This is a genomic window from Rhizobium sp. Leaf453 (assembly GCF_001425605.1).
GTDB lineage: Bacteria > Pseudomonadota > Alphaproteobacteria > Rhizobiales > Rhizobiaceae > Pararhizobium.
Window position 1 is genome coordinate 89,001 of sequence record NZ_LMRG01000008.1, and the last position, 18,746, is coordinate 107,746.

Annotated in this window: 18 protein-coding genes; 9 read left to right on the forward strand and 9 right to left on the reverse strand. The window is 60.2% G+C overall.

The features are described from left to right. Positions 1–96 precede the first annotated feature (96 nt). Entirely contained in the window at positions 97–600 is a 504-nt protein-coding gene (locus ASG68_RS11500; RefSeq protein ID WP_062578201.1) for a hypothetical protein, read from the forward strand. 69 nt (positions 601–669) lie between these two features. Here ASG68_RS11500 and ASG68_RS11505 read toward each other — a convergent pair whose 3' ends face one another. After that, on the reverse strand, positions 670–1,497 hold the full coding sequence (locus ASG68_RS11505) for a homocysteine S-methyltransferase family protein (protein ID WP_062578203.1): 828 nt from the start codon (positions 1,495–1,497) through the stop codon (positions 670–672). A gap of 406 nt (positions 1,498–1,903) precedes the next feature. Here ASG68_RS11505 and ASG68_RS11510 point away from each other — a divergent pair, with 406 nt between their 5' ends. Then, positions 1,904–2,137 (forward strand): hypothetical protein, encoded by a 234-nt coding sequence (locus tag ASG68_RS11510; RefSeq protein WP_062578334.1) that lies wholly within the window; start codon positions 1,904–1,906, stop codon positions 2,135–2,137. A gap of 21 nt (positions 2,138–2,158) precedes the next feature. Here the strand turns inward: ASG68_RS11510 and ASG68_RS11515 are convergent, their stop codons facing one another. Both ASG68_RS11515 and ASG68_RS30555 read right to left on the reverse strand, forming a co-directional pair. Further along, the gene (locus ASG68_RS11515; protein WP_062578205.1) at positions 2,159–3,250 is read right to left on the reverse strand and encodes a lactonase family protein; all 1,092 of its coding nucleotides are present in this window, start codon (positions 3,248–3,250) and stop codon (positions 2,159–2,161) included. 454 nt (positions 3,251–3,704) lie between these two features. Beyond that, a complete protein-coding gene (locus ASG68_RS30555; protein ID WP_082478580.1) occupies positions 3,705–3,851 on the reverse strand; it encodes a DUF1127 domain-containing protein in 147 nt (48 codons plus the stop codon). Positions 3,852–4,132: 281 nt separating this feature from the next. Here ASG68_RS30555 and ASG68_RS11520 point away from each other — a divergent pair, with 281 nt between their 5' ends. The 4 genes from ASG68_RS11520 to ASG68_RS11535 all read left to right on the forward strand — a co-directional run bounded on the left by ASG68_RS11520 (position 4,133) and on the right by ASG68_RS11535 (position 9,762). Then, positions 4,133–4,339: a hypothetical protein gene (locus ASG68_RS11520; RefSeq protein WP_062578207.1), complete on the forward strand. Its 207-nt coding sequence runs from the start codon at positions 4,133–4,135 to the stop codon at positions 4,337–4,339. Between the two features lie 133 nt (positions 4,340–4,472). Continuing rightward, positions 4,473–5,858, forward strand: a complete 1,386-nt coding sequence (locus ASG68_RS11525; protein ID WP_062578209.1) for a sigma-54-dependent transcriptional regulator — start codon at positions 4,473–4,475, stop codon at positions 5,856–5,858. After that, positions 5,851–7,869 carry a cache domain-containing protein gene (locus tag ASG68_RS11530; RefSeq protein WP_062578211.1) on the forward strand — a complete coding sequence of 673 codons (2,019 nt, stop codon included), beginning with the start codon at positions 5,851–5,853 and terminating at the stop codon, positions 7,867–7,869. Before ASG68_RS11525 ends, ASG68_RS11530 begins: the two co-directional genes overlap by 8 nt. 240 nt (positions 7,870–8,109) lie before the next feature. Beyond that, positions 8,110–9,762, forward strand: coding sequence for an OFA family MFS transporter (locus ASG68_RS11535; RefSeq protein ID WP_062578214.1), 1,653 nt, complete (start codon positions 8,110–8,112; stop codon positions 9,760–9,762). A 77-nt stretch (positions 9,763–9,839) separates the two neighbouring features. Here the strand turns inward: ASG68_RS11535 and hmpA are convergent, their stop codons facing one another. Beyond that, positions 9,840–11,054, reverse strand: coding sequence for an NO-inducible flavohemoprotein (hmpA, locus tag ASG68_RS11540; RefSeq protein WP_062578216.1), 1,215 nt, complete (start codon positions 11,052–11,054; stop codon positions 9,840–9,842). Between the two features lie 18 nt (positions 11,055–11,072). Next, positions 11,073–11,741: a DUF1971 domain-containing protein gene (locus ASG68_RS30560; protein ID WP_082478581.1), complete on the reverse strand. Its 669-nt coding sequence runs from the start codon at positions 11,739–11,741 to the stop codon at positions 11,073–11,075. A gap of 101 nt (positions 11,742–11,842) precedes the next feature. On the opposite strand from ASG68_RS30560, the gene ASG68_RS11550 reads away from it, so the two are divergent. Then, complete coding sequence (locus ASG68_RS11550) at positions 11,843–12,262, forward strand: Rrf2 family transcriptional regulator (protein ID WP_062578218.1); 420 nt, start codon at positions 11,843–11,845, stop codon at positions 12,260–12,262. A 63-nt stretch (positions 12,263–12,325) separates the two neighbouring features. Here the strand turns inward: ASG68_RS11550 and ASG68_RS11555 are convergent, their stop codons facing one another. Beyond that, on the reverse strand, positions 12,326–13,162 hold the full coding sequence (locus tag ASG68_RS11555; RefSeq protein WP_062603987.1) for an alpha/beta fold hydrolase: 837 nt from the start codon (positions 13,160–13,162) through the stop codon (positions 12,326–12,328). Positions 13,163–13,655: 493 nt separating this feature from the next. Here ASG68_RS11555 and ASG68_RS11560 point away from each other — a divergent pair, with 493 nt between their 5' ends. Beyond that, positions 13,656–14,858 carry a mandelate racemase/muconate lactonizing enzyme family protein gene (locus ASG68_RS11560; protein WP_062578222.1) on the forward strand — a complete coding sequence of 401 codons (1,203 nt, stop codon included), beginning with the start codon at positions 13,656–13,658 and terminating at the stop codon, positions 14,856–14,858. Between the two features lie 18 nt (positions 14,859–14,876). Beyond that, positions 14,877–15,800, forward strand: coding sequence for a DMT family transporter (locus tag ASG68_RS11565; RefSeq protein WP_062578223.1), 924 nt, complete (start codon positions 14,877–14,879; stop codon positions 15,798–15,800). Between the two features lie 86 nt (positions 15,801–15,886). Here the strand turns inward: ASG68_RS11565 and ASG68_RS11570 are convergent, their stop codons facing one another. The 3 genes from ASG68_RS11570 to ASG68_RS11580 are packed head-to-tail and all read right to left on the reverse strand — an operon-like array spanning position 15,887 to position 18,746. Continuing rightward, entirely contained in the window at positions 15,887–16,891 is a 1,005-nt protein-coding gene (locus ASG68_RS11570; RefSeq protein WP_062578226.1) for a TRAP transporter substrate-binding protein, read from the reverse strand. Positions 16,892–16,935: 44 nt separating this feature from the next. Next, positions 16,936–18,213 (reverse strand): TRAP transporter large permease, encoded by a 1,278-nt coding sequence (locus ASG68_RS11575; RefSeq protein ID WP_062578228.1) that lies wholly within the window; start codon positions 18,211–18,213, stop codon positions 16,936–16,938. After that, positions 18,213–18,746: a TRAP transporter small permease gene (locus ASG68_RS11580; RefSeq protein WP_062578230.1), complete on the reverse strand. Its 534-nt coding sequence runs from the start codon at positions 18,744–18,746 to the stop codon at positions 18,213–18,215. Before ASG68_RS11580 ends, ASG68_RS11575 begins: the two co-directional genes overlap by 1 nt.

An 18,746-nucleotide genomic window follows, 5' to 3' on the forward strand; every position in this document is an offset into this window, starting at 1 on the left:
TTTCCGGGGATTGCCAAAGTCGTCGTTCGGAGTGACATTTCCGGACTGAAGCAATGCCTTTCCCGGCAGAGCGGCCCGAATTCCACAGAGCTGAACATGGCGGGCGGTGAACAACAGAACACAACCCTGGCTGCGCGGGTCGCGTGGCCCTTGCTCGTCCTCACGGCCGCGCTGCAGGTCTATATCGGGCTGTCGTCCGTGGCCTATGTGTTCATGGGCGTACCGAACCAGGCGTCCGGGTTTGGTGGGTGGGTCCAGGCGGCCATGGGCGTGCTTCAGGTCGCTGCCGCCGTCATCGCTTTCTTGCTTGCCGCCCGGCGCGATCTTCGCGACACCACCCTTACCGTCGCCGCGAGCCTGATGCTGGGCTGGCTTTCCACCGTCCCCTTCACCCTTGAGCAAGGGCTCAACTTCCACGGCGACGATAAATTTACCCCGGTCTACTTCGTGATATCGCCCGTCCTCGCAATCGCTGCCGCAACGCTTGCATGGCGCAACGTCCATCCGGTCGCCGCCGCCCTCATCGCCAGCGCCATGACTTTCATCGGCATCCTGATCGTTATCGCGTTTTCCGTTATCATCGCCATCTACGGCTTCTAACGGGGCGCGATACTCAAGCCCGGTCGCAAGACGATTGCCGATGTTGTCTTGGATGGAACGGCCAATCCGTCAGGTGCAACGAATCTGGCCGACCCTATGGGCAATCCTGCCGATATGGCGGCCATCCGTTCCGCAACAGCCACCCCAGACATTGATATGCGGGAAGCGCCGCGCCAATTCCGCCATTTGGCCGCCAAGTTCTTCGGGATCGCCGTCTTCCAGATGTCCGAGCTTGCAGAGTTCCAGCGTTTCCATCGCAACCGCGTTCGGCATGAAGCCGCCCAGGCGCTTCACCCAGCTTCCGGCGGTCAAGGCCGGCTCGAATTCGGTGGGATGGGTACAGTTGATCATGTAGTAAGCCGGCGCGGCACCGGTGGCGGCATCGACCGCCTCAATCGCCTGCTCAAGTGTTTCGCCGCCCGAAAGCAGTCCCCCACCCTTAACGAAGAAGGACACGGCGATCGGAATATCCACGGAGGCCGCCGCCCTGGAAATGCCGATGGCCTCTTCGACGGACGAAAACGTCATCGCCGTGATCATGTCTGCACCGGCCTTTTTCAGGGTCAGTATCTGCTCGGCGTGATAATCTTGCACGGACGCGGCATCGATGATTACGCCGGTCTGATAGGCATCGCCGCGTGGTCCGATCGCCCCGCCGACGATCATCGGCGTTTCGGCGGAATGGTATTCGCGGGCGATGGCGCGGTAGAATTCGATGCCGCGAATATTGATCTCCTCCAGTGCCTCACGGGAATAGCCGATCAGTGTGCCCCAATCGCGACTGGCCCGATAATGCAGTCCCTCATTGATCACGCCGAAACCCTGGGCGACCGCCGCCTCCACGAGCTTTCGCTGGTATTGTTCGAGGCAGGCCGCGCCCCGTGCGTCATCGAGCAATTCAAAACCGCAGAAATGGCGCAGTTTGAAACCGTCGACATATTGGAGCCAGGTCTCAAATCCACCTCCGTCGCCATCAGCCGACCGTCGAGTTGCGGGAGCACGTCGATACCCATCACAATCTCCATTTTTGAAAGACCAGTCTAAACGTATCCGGCGGGCTGCGCAGCCAATACCCTATAAAAATCTGGAGGCAGGGCAGCCATTCAAGGCTTATACAATTCCCCTAATATTGTCGCGAGGTTTCAGCGCAGCACATCCGTTCCCACAGCTCTTCGCTGTTGACACATCCTTGAAAGCCACGCCCCAATCCATGGTTACCCATTGACGCAAGCCTTTTTCATCACGATAGGGTCACGCCGAAGAATCCGGCAAGCGCCGGCGAGACAACAACAGGAGCATGACAGTGAGCGAACCGACCGTAGCAGACGCCATCAACCGCGTTTATGAATCGCTTCAGGCTGACAATGCCGACATCGACGCTCATATCGCGACGCTCAAGGCGGCCTTGGCACGCGCCGGCGAGAAGGAAGCTGTCTTCGATCCGGCCAAACTCGTGCAGAACAACCGCTCCGGCCGCAAACTGATGCAGGCGTACTTTCGCCAACGCGGCGTCACGGTGAAATTCTCGGCAGAGTGACGCCTGTCTGCCTTTCGTCCGTCACAGGATGAAGGGCCTCACGCAGACGGGCGTGCCGATCTCGATGCGTTTGCCGCTATCCGTCAAAGCCCCCGTTTCTTCGTCCCGCGTGAAGATGACGATGCTGTCGCCGTTCTGATTGGCAACCAGCAGATGTTTACCGCTCGGGGTCAGCGTGAAATTGCGCGGCGTCTTTCCGCCGGATGGAACAATGTCCAGAAGGGTCAGCGTGCCCGTTACTGGATCGACCGCAAAGGAGACAATGCTGTCATCGCCGCGGTTCGAGCAATAGAGAAAACGCCCGTCCGGCGACAAATGGATATCGGCGGCATGGGACGTGGTACGCGGCCAAATGGTGGAGATGGTCTGTTCGACAGTCAAATCGCCAGGCGAACGGCGAATGAAGGATACTGTCGAGGTGAGCTCGTTCGAAACATAGAGAAAGCGACCGTTGAAGTGCTGGGCGATGTGACGCGGCCCGCTGCCTGCAGGCACATGCACCGACGCGACGGGAGACAATGTGCCGTTACCGGCCAGTCTAAACTGTGCGATCAAATCGAGGCCGAGATCGGCAATCAGCACGCTGCCGCCCTCCGGCACCTCGGTGACCATATGCGCATGCGGACGCTCCTGACGATCAGCCTTCGGCCCCAACTTCCCTTCAAGCCGCAGCGAACCGGACGCCGGCGCCAAACCACCATTTTCAAGGATTGGGAATACTGCGACCGATTTGTCCGGGCCACCCGTTCCCATCGCGTAATTTGCGGCCAGCACGAAGCGCCGGTCTCTGGTTACCATGTTGTAAGCAGTGATGCTGCCGAGCGTTGGCTGCTTGTTGAGATAGGTGAGCGATCCCTCTCTCGCATCGAAACGAAAGGCACTCAGCGTGCCTTCATGCCAGCCGAATACTTCGGAATTGGCGTAGATCACGCCACCTGCCGCATCGACAGCAAGGAAAGTCGGATTGTCCACGCTTTTGGTCGAGGCGATCCTTTTCCATTCCAGCCTCGCTTCGTCAAAGGAGTAAATCGTCAGCCCCTCGCCGCGCGCACCCTGAAAATAGGGCGCTTGCCTGTTGAGAGAACCGACGGCGAGATAGAATTGTTGACCCACCCCGAACTCCCCTTTTGGCGGACGATGCGGACGGATGACATATTTGAGGCGGTAACGCTAGCTCAACACTCCACCGCGATCGATGTTCACGGTGTGTCACTGACGCCGCAGGTTCCCAAAAGCCAAAAAGCCTGCCGCGGGAGGAGGTGCGGCAGGCTTTCCGATAAGAACCGAACAGCGACTGGGAGGAGGAGTGCCGCTGTTCCTGCAAACAGTCCTGGGAGGAGGAGTGGACCGCTTGCTGACACGAAGCTCTGCGGGAGGAGGTGCATCGCTTCGTTAAAAATAATACTAAACGATTCCTGGCTAATTTCGAGGCATTATGTTGCAGTGCAGCTATGCGCCAGACGCACATCTCAATCGCTTGAATCGAGACGCCGGAATCACCATCCGGAAACGCAAAACGCCCGCTTCGATGAAGCAGGCGTTTCTGGAATTTCAACTCTGATCTGGATCAGAAAGCGACGGCAGCGCGGGCAACCGACTGGATGTCGGCGCGGTTGATGCCGAGGTCGTTCAGTTCACGGTTGGTCATGCGGCCAAGCTCGTTAACGGTCTGACGATACTTGCGCCAATTGTTCAGGGTGCGTGCTACGTTCATGATGATCCCCTTTCCTGAGGTTCGTTTTGGCGTCAGCAGCTTTGTTTGGCCCCGGCGTCGTTTGATGAAGACAACATACGCCCGTCCCCTCGGCAGCAACAGCGCCAATAGCTCAAACCACCCATGCACAACCTGCACAGGTCCCGCGCCTATTGTTGAATCATGCGCATATCGACCAGAGCAATAATGTCGAACACGGCTTTGGAATGTCAGGTCCAAAGGCTGACTCATCCGCTCGTAGTCGATATATGGCTACCGTCCGCAAAATCAGGGAAACAAAGATGGAAACCACCGAAATCGGAAGTCGCAGTGACTTTGCACTCTGGGCAATCCAGCGTGCCCAGGAAATCGTCACGACACAGGGTGCCGCCTTCGCGATCGCCGCACGGGATATGGACGAGAAGGCACTCGCGCAGAGCGCCACCGATCTCGGACAGGCCATCGCTGATGCCATGCTAGAGGTATTCGACGGCCTGATCGAGGAGTAACACACGCCATCTTCACTGCTGAATCCACAAGCGAATTTCAGCGAAATGACAGGATTCCTCGTCTTCCGGAATTGTCACTTGTCATCCTGCCCGCTTTCCGCATTCTAGGCGCGGGAGAAGGAGACACGAGCCAATGGAGACCGCGCGTAGCACAAGCCACGCAGCCGCCGACCCGGAATTCGGACCGTGGCTTGCCCAGGCCTCCATCCTGATCGTCGATGACGAGCCCGGCATGCGCAACTTTCTCATGCGCACACTCGGCCCGCGCTGCAAGCATATCGAGGAAGCCGTCGATACTGAGGATGCATCCCGCAAGCTTGACCAGCATCACTACGACGTCGTCATTCTCGACAACATCATGCCGAAGAAGAACGGCGTGGAATGGCTGGCGGAACAGCGTGCCATCGGCTTCTTTGCCGATGCCATCCTGATGACCGCCTATGCCGATCTCGATACGGCGATCCAGGCTCTGCGCGCAGGCGTGGTCGATTTCGTCCTGAAGCCGTTTCGGTCCAACCAGATTCTGAACGCCGTCGCGCGCTGCCTGGACCGCCTGCGGCTGCAGCGCGAAAACTATGTCCTCCGCTATGAACTGAAGGCCACTTCCGATCACATCCTTCTTCGCGACCGGCTGATCGGCCAGTCGGCTGCGATCGCCCGCGTGCGGGATGCCATCGCCAGGGTCGCCCCACTGCCGACATCGGTCCTGCTGACCGGACAATCCGGCACCGGCAAGGAGGTTGCGGCGCGTTCGCTGCATACGCTGTCCGATCGCGCGTCCAAGCCGTTCGTGCCGGTCAATTGCGCGGCCATTCCGTCCGACATGATCGAGAGTGAACTGTTCGGTCATCTGAAAGGCGCGTTTACCGGCGCGGCGCGGGATCGGGAGGGGCTATTCCTGCATGCCCAAGGTGGTACGCTTTTCCTCGATGAGATCGGTGAACTGCCGGCCGCCACGCAGACGAAGCTGCTTCGCGTGCTGGAGGATCGGCGCGTGCGCCCCGTCGGCTCCGAGCGGGAAGTTCCGGTCGATCTGCGCTTCGTTTTCGCCACCAATGCCGAGCTGGAAAAGGAGGTCCAGGCAGGCCGCTTCCGCGCGGATCTGTTCTTCCGCATCAACGTGATGCAGATCCACATGCCACCCCTCAAGGATCGCGCGGGGGATGCGCTCGAACTCGCGGAACTCTTCATGGCAAAACTGGCGCAACAGCTCGGCATGCCGCCGGTCCCCATCGATCAGCAGACGCGCCGGGCGCTCGCGGCTTATGACTGGCCCGGCAATGTCCGCGAATTACGAAACCTGATCGAACGGACGCTGATCCTTGGCCGCTTCCAGGACAATTTCGGTCCATCGATTGATCGCTTCGCGACCTCCGGCGACATGACCCTCGAGGATGTCGAGCGACGGCATATTCTCGCCGTGCTGTCCGATTGCGCCGGTCAGCGCGACGAGGCGGCAAGGCTGCTCGGAATTTCCCGCAAGACCATCGATCGCAAGCTGGCGAGCTGGGATGGCTGATAGCGCTGCTCCGGTCGTCACACGTCCCGCCCGTTCCGTGCGCTACCGGCTGCTGGCCATCGCACTTTTGCCGATGCTGGTCATCCTCCCCCTGCTGCTCGGGATCACCATCTATCGCTGGGATGCAAAATTCGATGCTGCGCTGATCTCCAAGGTGAATGGCGACCTCACGATCGCCCATGAATATCTCGCCCGCATTCTCGAAAACACCGGCGAGCACGTGACGGCTCTCGCTAACTCCACGCAATTTCGCGACGCGGCAACGCTGGGTCAGCCGGCGATGAAACGATTGCTGGGCGAGAACCGCGCGCGGCTGGAACTCGACTTCCTGTATATCATCAGGCCGGACGGAACCCTGGTGGCGTCGAGTTCGGATCAGACGGCGCCACAGCTGCGAACGGACTGGCCGATCGCGCGTGCAGCAATCGGGGGACAGGCAAGGACCGCAATCGACATTTTCGAGCCGGCGGATCTCATGAAGCTTCATCCGGCGCTGGCTGAGCGGGCACGCGTCGCTCTGGTGCCGACTCCGAATGCCGTTCCGACAGACCGGACGGAAGAGACGCGTGGAATGGTCGTGCAAAGCGCGAACCCGATCCTGCTCGCCGATGGCAGCAGTGCCATCCTGGTCGGCGGCACCCTGCTCAATCAGAACCTTCTCTTCATCGACACCATCAACGACCTTGTCTATCGCGAGGCCAGCCTGCCCGAAGGCAGCCAAGGGACCGCGACCCTCTTCCTGGATGACGTCCGTATCAGCACCAATGTCCGTCTATTCGAGGGACGGCGCGCCCTCGGCACGCGTGTCTCCGCCTCGGTCCGCTCGACCGTTCTCGACGACGGCAAGACATGGCTGGATAGCGCCTTCGTGGTCAATGACTGGTACATCTCGGCCTACGAGCCGATCGTCGACAGCCATGACAAGCGGGTGGGCATGCTCTATGTCGGCTTTCTCGAAAAGCCTTTCACCACGGCGAAATACCAGACCATCATCAGCATCGCGCTCGCGTTCCTGGCAATCGCCGCAGCCAGCGTGCCGATCTTCCTGCGCTGGGCGCGCGCCATTTTCAAACCCCTGGAGCGGGTGAACGTCACGATCGCCAAGGTCGAGACAGGCGATCTCGGCGCCCGAACAGGCCCGGTCGACAGCCATGACGAAATCGGCCGTGTCGCGGTGCATCTCGATCACCTGCTCGACCAGTTACAGCAGCGCGACAGGGAATTGCGGCTGTGGAACGAGGAACTCAATGCGCGTGTGGATGAACGGACGCATGAACTGCAACTGGCTAATCGCAAGCTCGAAGCGACCACCAAGCAACTGATCATGTCGGAAAAGCTCGCGGCCATCGGCGAAATCACCGCCGGCGTCGCCCATGAGATCAACAATCCGATCGCTGTCATGCAAGGCAATCTCGAAGTGATCCGCTCGGTCGTCGGTGATCGGGCCGACTTAGCAGAGACCGAATTCCGGCTGCTCGACGAACAGATTCACCGGATCAGCCAGATCGTCACCAAGCTCCTGCAATTCGCCCGGCCGGAGGAATTTGCCGGCATTCTCGATCGCCATTCGCCGGGTGCGGTGGTTGCCGACTGCCTGCCGCTGGTCCAGCATCTGCTCGCCAGGGCAGCGATCGGGGTGCGGCGTGAGGATACCGCGTCCCTGCTGGTGCTGATGAACCGCACCGAACTGCAGCAGGTCATCGTCAATCTGATCGTCAATGCCATTCATGCAATGCCGTCGGGCGGCACGCTCTCGCTGATGACCCGGGATCACACCTCTGAGGGGCGGCCCGGCGTGCAAATCGTTGTCAGCGATACCGGCGTCGGCATGGCGCCTGATCTCGTGGCCCGGATTTTCGATCCCTTCTTCACGACGAAACGCGAGCAAGGTACCGGGCTCGGGCTTTCGATCAGCCAGACCCTGATCCGCCGGCAGGGCGGGACAATGGGCGTGCGGAGCAGCCCGGGCGCCGGCGCCACCTTCACCATCTGGCTTCCCGAGGCTGCCTGACCGGACATTTTGTCCGAACCGAACGGACAAAATGTCCTTCGGCACGTGCAGGCAATCCCCAACATACTGAAATCAAACAATGTTCTAGCTGGCACGCCGATTGCACCCTCAACAACGGGGGAAGCGTAGGCAGCCGGTGGCCACACGATCGGTTGAAACAACATCGCGGCGGAGGAGCCGCGACCAACCACACGCCTTCCTCCGGCAAAGACAGTGACCGATACACCTGGAGGAGCATTCATGACTGCATCGACCGATACGTTACCGGGCGTCTATCCCGGCGGGATTCTCGATCGGGAGCGCATCATCGCGCAACCCGGCTTCAATCGCTGGCTGGTGCCGCCCGCAGCGCTCGCCATCCATCTCTGTATCGGCATGGCCTATGGCTTCAGCGTCTTCTGGCTGCCGTTGTCCAAGTCCATCGGTATCACGCAGCCGGTCGCCTGCGCCGATCTCAATCTGCTGACCGCGCTGTTTACGACCACCTGCGACTGGCGCGTCGCGGATCTCGGCTGGATCTACACGCTCTTCTTCGTTCTTCTCGGCTCATCCGCCGCCCTCTGGGGCGGCTGGCTCGAGCGCGCCGGGCCACGCAAGGCCGGCTTCGTCTCCGCCCTCTGCTGGTGCGGCGGCATTGCCGTAGCGGCGATCGGCGTAAAGACCCATCAATTGTGGCTGATGTGGCTCGGCGCCGGCGTCATCGGCGGTGTCGGCCTCGGGCTTGGTTATATCTCGCCGGTCTCGACGCTGATCAAATGGTTTCCCGACCGGCGCGGCATGGCGACCGGCATGGCTATCATGGGCTTCGGCGGTGGCGCCATGATCGGCGCGCCGCTCGCCGACATGCTGATGAACTATTTCAAGACGCCCGACTCCGTCGGCGTCTGGCAGACATTCCTCGTCATGGCGGTGATCTATTTCGTCTTCATGATGGGCGGCGCGTTCGGCTACCGCATTCCGCCGGCCGGCTGGCGTCCGGATGGCTGGACACCGCCCGCCTCCACCGGCAAGGCAATGATCACGGCCCACCACGTCCATTTGAGAGACGCCCACAAAACCAAACAGTTCTGGCTCATATGGGCCGTGCTCTGCCTTAATGTCTCGGCCGGCATCGGCGTCATCGGCATGGCTTCGCCGATGCTGCAGGAAATCTTCGGCGGCCGTCTCATCGGCCACCCCGAACTCACCTTCATGCAACTCGACGACACTCAGAAGACCGCGATCGCGGCGATTGCGGCCGGCTTTGCCGGGCTGCTGTCGCTGTTCAATATCGGCGGACGCTTCTTCTGGGCATCGCTGTCGGACAAGATTGGCCGAAAGAACACCTATTACACGTTCTTCATCCTCGGCATCGTCCTCTATGCGCTCGCGCCCACCGCCGCCCATATGGGTAGCCAGGTGCTGTTCGTCCTGATCTTCGGCATCATCCTGTCGATGTACGGCGGTGGCTTCGCGACCATCCCCGCTTATCTCGCCGACATTTTCGGGACCCAGTTTGTCGGCGCCATCCATGGACGACTGCTGACGGCCTGGGCGACGGCCGGCATCATCGGCCCGGTCGTGGTCAACTATATCCGGGAGTTCCAGATCTCCGCCGGCATCCCGCGCGAACAGGTGTATGACTTCACGATGTATATCCTGGCCGGCATGCTGGCATTCGGGTTGATCGCCAACGCCTTCGTCCGGCCGCTCTCAGAGAAGTGGTTCATGAAGCCCGAGGAGGTTGCGGCCCTGCAGGCGAAGTCGAAGACCATGGATGCCGGCCCCACAGGCTCATTCGGCATCGGTCGCGGCGGATTGGACGGCAAAGCTCTGGCGGCCTGGGCAGTCGTCGGTATTCCGATCCTCTGGGGTGTCTGGGTCACTCTCCAGAAGACCGCCGCGCTCTTCTGACAGGCATGGTGCACGATGGCCCGGAAGTTATTTCCGGGCCATCGCCGTTTTCTCGGTTCTGATCTTCCCGTGGAGAGTCAGGCGACTAACAGTTCGTCGGCGGGTCCGAAGAACTCGAAATGGACGCGATCAGGCGAGACGCCGGCTTTCGAAAGCGCCGGAACCAGCGCCCGCAGGAACGGCTTCGGTCCACACAGATAGAAATGCGAGGTCTCGAAAGGTGTCTGCGATCTCAGCCAATCGACGGTGATGAAGCCGTCATAGTCGTGCGAGAGGCCCGCCGCATCGTTGGCCGCCGGATCGCTGTAGAACGTCCGAACCGTGACCCGGTCGCGCGTTGAAGCAAGGCTTCTGACATGCTTGTCCATCGCATGGGTGGAACTATTCAAGGCTCCGTGAATGAAATGGGCTTCCAGATCGGGATATTCACCCGCGATCGCTTCGAGCATGCTGACCATCGGGGTCAGGCCGACACCGCCGGATACGAGCACGACCGGAGCGCCCGGCTCATCCGGCAGGAAGAAGTCGCCCGCCGGCGGTGTCGCCTCGATCACCGAGCCGACATCGACATCGTCATGCAGGTAGCGGGAGCCGCCCTGCCCTTCGGCCTCGCGCTTGACCGAAATACGATAGAATTCATCGTTCGGCCCGCAGGAAATCGAATAGTTTCGTTTGACCAGGCTGCCATCCGCGAGCGTCAGACGGAAAGTCAGATACCGACCCGGCCGATGACGGATGACGCGGCCGCCATCGGACGGCTTGAGAACGAAGGACGTGACGACATCGCTTTCCCTGATCTTCTCGGCAATCGTGAAGCGCCGCCATCCCGTCCATCCTCCGCCTTGGCTTTCGATATCGCGGCGAAGATCGTTTTCGCGTCCCTTCAGGATGTCGGCGAGAAACCAGTAAGCCTCGCCCCAGGCATCCAGCAAGGCAGGCGTGGCAGCGTCGCCGAGGACATCACCGATCGCCGCGAGAAGCGCTTCGGCCACATAAGGATAGTGTTCCGGCAGGATGTGATAGCCAATATGCTTGTGGGCAATGCGCTCGACGACAGGCGTCAGGGCACCCAGATTTTCGATGTTCCGGGCATAACCAAGGATCGCGGCGGCCAGCGCATGGACCTGCGAACCGCCCTCGCCCTGGTTGGCGTGATTAAAGAGGTTCCTGATATGCTCGTCGCGGAAGAGGCGGGCATACATGGCCTTGGTAATGTCGCTTCCATGGGCTTCCAGCGCGGGCACGCTCTGCTTGACGATCGCAATGCTTTCTGCGGAGAGTTGACGGGGCATGGTGTTCACCTTTCTTGATCAATGCTGGGCGGTCGGGCGACGGTCGTAGAACTCGATGCGGAGTTTCACGCGGCCGGCGAGTTCGAGGCTGTGGGGGATTTCGGGCGGCACGAGGCCGGGGATGCCGGGCTCCAGGAGTTTGACGTCTGGCATGCCATCCTGGCGGTAGCGCACCTGCCCTTCCTCAATGCGCACGATCGCCCAGGTCCCAGCCTTCAGCGCGTGCGAGCCCAGCAAGGCCCTCGGCAGCGTGACCTCGTCGAAGAGCGACGAAATCCGATACGGCACTGGCGACACCGGTGGCGCTTTGGCTTCCTCCGGCAGGTTCTCAAAGTTGCAGATCATCAGGGAAAACCGGTCCGCGATCCTTTTTGCCCGATCCTGCATGTCACCGGCGATGTCCGGCGGCGCGAGTTCAACGGTGGTCTGGCGCCAAAGCTCCAGCCAGCGGATGAACATGGCAGGCCGGATCCTGTCGGCATGGATGAGATGCATGGCCAGCGGGTTGCCCTTGTAACGACCCGACGTAAACATCAGCGACGACCAGAATTCGGCCAGTCGCGTCAGATGGTCGTCCCAATCCTCCACAACGGCGAAAACCGGGCCTAGCTGCTCATCCGCCCTCACCCGCTGGTAAAACCGGTCGAGTATCCGGGATATATCCGCCTCGCCGAACTGATGGGTCATCGATCTCTCCAAAACAGGTATTTTAGATACACCTATTCCGTTTCGCTAAAAGGTGCTACTAAAATGCATCTTTTTAATCGGGCGTTTTGACGCAGGGCTGCATGAGGCTGACAAAATATACCGACTACGGCATCCGGGTGCTGATGCATCTCGGCCTAACCGAGGGGCAACTCGGCTCGATCCGGCAGATTGCCGACGATTTCGATATTTCGCAGGATCATCTCAAGAAGGTCGTCAACGACCTTTCCGGTGCCGGCTTCATCGAATCGGTTCGGGGACGAAACGGCGGGATCCGGCTTGCCCGGCCGGCGGAAGAGATCAACCTCGGCGCGGTGCTTCGCCACACCGAGGGGCTCGATGAACTCATCGAATGCGGCGGTTGCCCGATCGCGCCCGCCTGCGGCGTACAGCCGGTTCTTGCGGAGGCCTCGACCGCCTTCGCGGCTGTTTTCGACAAGTATACGATTGCCGACCTGATCCGCAGGAAACCGGAACTGCGGAAACTTCTCGGGGCGGCGTAAGCGAGCCCGCCCGGCCCCTTCGAAGAGGCGCGGCAGCGATGTGCCGCGCTTGGACTTGGCTGATCAGCCCTTGATGAAAGCCAGGAGATCGGCGTTCAGGACATCGGCATTGATGGTCAGCATGCCGTGCGAGAAGGCCGGATAGACTTTCAGGCTACCGTTTTTCAACAGCTTGACCGATTTCAGCGCGGAATCTGCAATGGGCACGATCTGGTCGTCGTCACCATGCAGAACGAGGGTGGGAACGCTGATCGCCTTGAGGTCTTCGGTCTGGTCGGTCTCTGAGAAAGCCTTGATCCCGTCGTAATGGGCCTTTGCGCTGCCCATCATGCCCTGCCGCCACCAGTTCTGGATGATACCTTCCTGAACATTCGCACCATCACGGTTGAAGCCGTAGAAGGGGCCGGCCGGAACGTCGCGGAAAAACTGCGCGCGATTGGCAGCAAGCGCAGCACGGAAGCCGTCGAAGACTTCGAGGGGAAGTCCTTCGGGATTGGAGCCCGTCTTGAGCATCAGCGGCGGGACGGCCGAGACCAGGACGGCCTTGGCGGTCCGACCCGACGGTTCGCCATGCTTGGCGACGTAACGCGCGACTTCGCCGCCGCCTGTAGAGTGGCCGATATGGACGGCATTCTTCAGGTCCAGAGCCTCGACAACGGCAAAGGCGTCGCTTGCATAGTGATCCATGTCATGGCCGTCCCAAACCTGGGACGACCGGCCGTGACCACGGCGATCATGGGCAATAACCCGGAAACCCTTGGACAGGAAGAACAGCATCTGGGCGTCCCAGTCGTCGGCAGACAGCGGCCAGCCGTGGTGGAACATGATCGGTTGCGCGTCCTTCGGACCCCAGTCCTTGTAGAAGATATCAACGCCGTCCTCTGTCGTTACGTAACTCATTACCGGTTCTCCTTCGGTTGTTTTGGCATTGGCGGCAGCCGATGCTGCGGGTGAAAAGCATTGTATAGTCCGCTTCCGCGATCCGCGGGACCGTAACGCCGGCACGCAACGGATCGGTGACGAGAGGTATCTTCATCGGAAAAGATGCGGCCATCAATTGCAGGAATAATTTCGAATTAATTGCTTCATTCACAGTAATCGGGACGACCGAAGTGCGCCCGTCCCGATTTCCAGTGCCCCTTCTCGAACTCTTCGAGGAGCAGGTCGCTGCGCATACGGTGATGCAGAACTGAGAACATGACATTCAGTCAGTTTCGGTCCTCACGTCAATCGTGGCATCGTGCCAGATTAAAAGATTGCCCGCGCATAGCCGACAAATGATCAGTCTCCTCCACCAAAACCACTGCCGGTGGTTTATATATCGGGGATCTGATGGCAATACGTGTGGGCCGGATCCATTGCAGTCGCATTGATTCCGGCCAGGGAGGAAAAGATGAAGATTACCCGTCTCGAAACGGTGCGCGTTGCCGAGCGCGCCAATCTGTTGTGGATCCTGGTGCATACAGACGAAGGGCTAACGGGGCTGGGAGAAACTTTCTTCGGCGCTGAAACGGTCGAAGCCTATATCCACGAATATATCGCGCCGCGCGTGATCGGCCGCGACCCGCTGGAGATCGACAGGCTTGCCGCCGACCTCGTCGGCTATCTCGGTTTCCGATCATCCGGCGCCGAGGTGCGCGGCAATTCCGCCTTCGACATCGCGCTTTGGGACCTTTTCGGAAAGGCAACCAACCTGCCGATCGCGCAATTGCTCGGCGGCTTCACCCGCAGGGAAATCCGGACCTACAACACCTGTGCCGGCACCGAATACATCAAGAAGGCGACCGGGCAGACGACTGCCAATTACGGCCTGTCCGACGGAAAGGGCTATGACGACCTGAACGGCTTTCTGTACCGCGCCGATGAACTCGCCCACTCGCTGCTCGAAGAAGGCATTACGGCGATGAAAATCTGGCCGTTCGACGCGGCCGCTGAAAAATCGCGCGGACTGTACATATCGATGCCGGACCTGAAACAGGCGCTCGAACCGTTCGAGAAAATCCGCTCCGCCGTCGGTGATCGCATGGATATCATGGTGGAATTCCATTCGATGTGGCAATTACTGCCCGCCATACAGATCGCCAAGGCGCTCGCACCCTACAAGACATTCTGGCACGAAGACCCGATCAAGATGGACAGCCTCGCCAGTCTCAAGCGCTACGCGGAGGTGTCGCCGGCACCGATTTCCGCGTCGGAGACGCTCGGGTCGCGCTGGGCCTTCCGCGACTATCTGGAAACGGGAGCGGCGGGCGTGGTGATGCTCGACATCAGCTGGTGCGGCGGCCTGTCGGAAGCGCGCAAGATCGCCGCCATGGCCGAGGCCTGGCACCTTCCGGTCGCTCCTCATGACTGCACCGGACCGGTCGTGCTCTGCGCATCGACCCATCTTTCGCTGAATGCACCGAATGCCTTGGTTCAGGAAAGCGTGCGTGCCTTCTATAACACATGGTACCGCGACCTGGTCACCGCCCTTCCGGAGGTCCGCAACGGGATGATCACCGTGCCGCCGGGCGCAGGGCTCGGAATGGAACTCAATCCCGACCTTGCGCGCGCGTTCACCGTCAGCCGCCGGGTTTCCGACAGTTCGTCGATCTGATGGTCGCAGGGGATATTCATGTCCACCAACAATGAGACCGCCGTGACTGGCATGCGCCTCGGTTCGATTGCCGGACCGGGCCTGATGTTGCTGGGCATGCTGATGTTTGCGTTGAACGACGCGATGGGCAAATGGCTGGTGGCCAGCTACGGCCTCGGACAGGTTATCCTCATTCGCAGTCTGGCGGCGCTCTTCATCCTGGCGCCGTTTCTCTGGCGGGCAGGATGGAAGCCGATCATCGAAGCCGAACGGCCGCTGATGCAGGCGGCCCGCGTGCTGTTCTCAACGATGGAAGTGTTCTGCTTCTACTACGCTGTCATGTACCTGCCGCTGGCCGATGTGATGACCTATTGGCTGGCCGCGCCGATCTACGTCGCGGCTGCCTCGCCGCTTCTGCTAGGCGAGAAGGTTGGCTGGCGCCGATGGACAGCGATCTTTGTCGGGTTCATCGGCGTGATCATTACATTGGAACCGTCGAAGGCCATGTTCACCATGCCGGCCATCATCTCGATCGTCGGCACTTTCGCCTTTGCCTTCATGTTGCTCTCAGGCCGAAAGCTGCGGGCGACACCCGACAAGACGCTGGTTCTGTTCCAGCTCGCCGGCGCCGGGCTTGCCGGTCTGATCTTCGCACCATCGGACTGGAAACCGCTGACGTCTGTTCCGGAGTTCGGTTTGCTGTGCCTGCTGGGCGCGGTGGCGATGGGGGCGCACATGCTCGTCAACCGGGCGCTAAAAATCTCCGATGCCGCGACGGTCGCGCCGCTGCAATATACGCTGCTGTTGTGGGCGATCGTCTTCGGCTGGATGTTCTTCGGCGATGTTCCGCGCTTGACCATGATGTTCGGCGCGGCGCTGATCATCGGCTCGGGGCTGTTCATCTTCTTCCGCGAGCAACAATTGAAGAAGCACCAACCGGACACGCCCCTCGACGTGCCGTGAGGCGATCTCGTCAACGCAAAGAGCCCGCTGGCGACACAGCGGGCTCTTCTGATCGTTAGGCCGCCGAAAGGCAGCGTATGCCGTGGTTACTTCCGGATCGCGGCAAGCTCGGCCAGGATGCCATCGACGACATCGGCGCCGATCTCGGCCTTGTGCTTCTCATAGACGACCATGGACTTCTCGCGGATGCGGGCCTGTTCTTCCGGCGAAAGCACATTTACCTCGAGGCCGGCAGCCTTGATCTTCTCAAGCGACTTCTTGTTGAGGTCGCCGATCACCTGGCGCTCGACGTCACGGCCGACCACGGCGCATTCCCTCAGCGCTGTCTGCTCCTCCGGCGCATAGGTATCGAAGATCGCCTTGGAGAAAAGGAACAGGAACGGCGTGTAGGCATGGTTGGTCTGGGTGACGTATTTCTGCACTTCGAAGAACTTCGACGTGTCGATGGTCACATAGGGGTTCTCCTGGGCGTCGATCGTCTTGGTTTCCAGAGCCGAAAAGACTTCACCGAACGCCATGGGCGTTGCGTTGGCGCCAAGGTTCTGGAAGGTGTCGAGGAAGACATTATTCTGCATGACACGAACCTTCATGCCTTCCAGGTCTTCCCACTTGTTCACCGGACGAACTGAGTTGGAAAGGTTACGGAAGCCGTTCTCCCAGTATGCGAGATTGACAAGGCCGACGGCTGCCAGCTTCTCGTTCATCATCTCGCCGAACTTGCCGTCCAGGACCTTGTAGGCTTCCTCCGAGGTGGCGAAGAGGAACGGTAGATCGAACACGCCGAGGGCCGGCTCGATGCCGACGAGCGGCGAGGACGAGGTCACGACGGCCTCCTGAACGCCGGAACGGAGTGCCTGTGTTGCCTGCAGGTCGCCACCGAGAGCGCCACCCCAGAATGCCGTCAGCTTCAGCTTTCCGCCCGACTTTTCATCAAGGCATTTCTGCATCGCCGCAATGCCGTTGCCGACGGGGTGATCGGCATTGATGCCGTTGGAGACGCGGATGTTGCGCTCGGTGAACTCGGCGAATGCCGGCACGGAGGCGGACAGGGTGAATGCGATCGCAGTCGTGGCAAGTAGCAGTTTTCTCATGATATCCTCCCATGGATGTTGAACGAGAAATGGACTTTCTGGCCTCAGTGCAGCCAGCGAGCCGGTACGATGACCAGGTCCGGAAACAGGACCAGGAGCAGAAGCACGAGCGTTTGGGCCAACAGGAACGGCCAGACACCCACCGTCACTTTGCCCAGCGGAACGCGTCCGACGCCGCTGACGACGTTGAGAACGACGCCAACCGGTGGAGTGAGAAGGCCGATGCAGTTGTTCATGATGAACAGGACGCCGAAGTAGACCGGGTCGATGCCTGCCTGCTTGATGATCGGCATCAGGACGGGCGTCAGGATCAGGATTGTCGGCGTCAGATCCAGGGCAGTGCCGACGATCAGCACCAGGATCATGATGACGAACATCAGCAGGGTCGGGCGGTCGATCAACGGTTCAATGAGGCCGGTAATTTCCGCCGGGATGTTGGCAGCGGTAATCAACCAGGCCGAAACGAGCGCTGCGCAAACCAGGAACATGATGATGGATGTGGTCTTGGCGGCCTGCAGGATGACGCGCGGAAGCTCCCTTGGCGTCAGTTCGCGATAGATGACCATGCCAACGAACAAGGCATAGGCCGCAGCGACAACGGCCGCTTCCGTTGGTGTCACCACACCGGCCTTGATGCCGCCGAGGATGATGACGGGCATGCCCAGCGCCCAAAGTGCGCGAGTGGTCACACGAAGACGTTCCGCCATCGACGCGCGCGGCAACGCCTCCACCTTGTCCTTGCGCACAACGATCAGCCATGTGACGACCAGCGCGAGGCCCATCATCAGGCCGGGAACGATGCCGGCCATGAAGAGCTGCGTGATCGAAACGTTGGCGGCCACACCGAAGACAATGAACGCCATGGACGGCGGGATAACCGGTGCGATGATGCCGCCGGCTGCGATGAGACCGGCAGAGCGGGGAACGTTATAACCAGCCTTGGCCATCATGGGGATGAGGATGGCGGCGAGTGCGGCCGTATCGGCTGCTGCAGAACCGGAGATGCTGGCCATGATCAGCGCAGCCACGATCGCGACAATCCCGAGGCCACCGCGAATATGCCCAACGCACGCGATAGCAAAATCGATGATGCGCCGTGACAGACCGCCGGCATTCATCAGTTCCCCGGCCAGAATGAAGAAGGGAATGGCAAGCAAGGTGAACGTATCGGCACCGGCAATCATGTTCTGCGCGATGATCTGCGTGTTGAACATTCCCATGTACCACATGAGAATGACGCCGCAGAACATCAGGGAAAACGCGACAGGCACGCCTATTGCCATGGCGCCAATCAGCGAGCCGACGAAAACGAAAAGTGTCATCAGGTCCGCTCCGCCATCTGTTCGATCGTGAGGTTTTCGCCCGCGAAAGCTTCAAGCTCCTCCTGCGTCACCCGGCCAGTGACGAGGCGGAAAAGGCGCTCAAGCGCGATGATCACGCAACAGAACCCGGTAAAGAAACCACTGCCGTAGACGAAGCCCATGGACAGGCCGGTGACCGGAGCCTTCATGCTCCAGTTGATCGGCAACTGTATCCAGGTGCCCCAGAAAAAGATGGCAGAACAGGCGATGATCACCAGATTGCTGAGGATCATGCAAACGATACGCCCCTTGCGCCCCAGCAGCGCAACGAGCGTCTCCACGCCCAGGTGACCGTGCTCCCGAAATGCGACGACGGCGCCAATGAAAGTCAGCCAGATGAAAAAGTACCGTGCGAGTTCGTCCGACACCGTCAGGCCGGAATTCATGGCGTAGCGCATGATGACATTCACGAAGACCATGATCGCCATTCCCGAGAGAAGGAGGATCAGCAGGACTTCAAGAGTCTTGTAAAAATAGTCGATTACCTTTTGCAC